The 1,305-nt window shown below is 41.8% G+C and carries 1 protein-coding gene; it reads right to left on the reverse strand.

From position 1 onward, the window contains the following. Positions 1 to 77: 77 nt before the first annotated feature. A complete protein-coding gene (gene ltrA / locus DX933_RS15735; RefSeq protein WP_223806000.1) occupies positions 78 to 1,304 on the reverse strand; it encodes a group II intron reverse transcriptase/maturase in 1,227 nt (408 codons plus the stop codon). Between the last annotated feature and the right edge of the window lies 1 nt (position 1,305).

Genomic DNA, 1,305 nt, shown 5'->3' on the forward strand with positions numbered 1-1,305 from the left:
AATCGAGTAGGAGGGAGTGATTAACTCCCGTCCTCTCACACCACCAGTACGTACCGTTCGGTATACGGCGGTTTCATTTAAGTCCAACGCATTGTTTCATATCTGTTTAAAAGACTTTTCAAACCTAATTTTTGCCAGTATTTATTGCCAAGAGCAACGTGAAGAATCGGGCTACTAGAAGTTCTCCAGTAAGCCTTTCGGCTATTTGCCCATTCCCATGCTTTCCACTTATCTATACCTAGCTTCATCAGATTTGTGTGTTTTGCTTTTGTTTTCTTCCATTCTTTCCACCGTATCATTCGCATTCTCCGTCTTATCCAACTATCCATATTTCTAAATATTGTTGGTGTTTCGGCTAGTTGATAATATCCTAGCCATCCAACTAGATATCGATTCAGTCTTTCAATTCTACGTTCCATGTCAATGGAATGTTTCCTTGATGTTAATTCACGGATTCGTTGTTTAAATCGCCTCATACTCTCTTTATGAATGCGTATCTTCGGTCTTTTCTTATCCGATGTAAATGAAAATCCAAGAAACTTTCGTTTCCACGGACGGTCTACTGCACTTTTCTGTTCATTCACTTTTAGCTTTAGTTTTCCTTCAATGAATTTCGTGATGTTTTCCATCGCCCTTAGACCTGCACGTTTGGAACGAACGTATATGTTACAGTCATCTGCATAGCGAACGAAGCTAAGCCCCCTTGTTTCTAGCTCTTTATCGAGTTCATCCAATACAATATTGGATAAGAGCGGGCTAAGTGGTCCACCTTGTGGTGTTCCTTCTGTATTTGGCTGTACAAGTCCACGTTCCATAACTCCCGCTTGTAGATATCGACGAATAAGTTGTAAGACCCGTCGGTCTGTAACTCTTTCACTCAATTTCTGCATCAGCCTATCATGGTTCACTTTATCGAAAAACTTCTCTAAATCAATATCGACAATCCAACGTTTTCCTTCTTTGATGTAGTTTCTTGCTTGTCTAACGGCATCATGCCCACGTTTGTTTGGGCGAAAGCCATAGCTTTGGTGTGAGAATGTTGGGTCATATATTTGTGTGAGAACTTGTGCGATAGCCTGTTGAAGAAAACGGTCTATCACGGTAGGGATACCTAATTTCCTAACTCCACCGTTTGGCTTCGGGATTTCGACGCGACGTACTGGGCTTGGAGTATAAGTACCCGCAAGGATTTCTCCTTTTAAAGTATACCAATGGTCGACGAAGTGCGCTCGTAGGGATTCTACTGGCATCTGGTCGACTCCATGACTTCCTTTATTCTTTTCAACTCGCTCTAAGGCAAGCAAT

Origin of the sequence: Ornithinibacillus gellani (assembly GCF_003730295.1) — a bacterium.
Taxonomy (GTDB): Bacteria; Bacillota; Bacilli; order Bacillales; family Amphibacillaceae; genus Ornithinibacillus_A; species Ornithinibacillus_A gellani.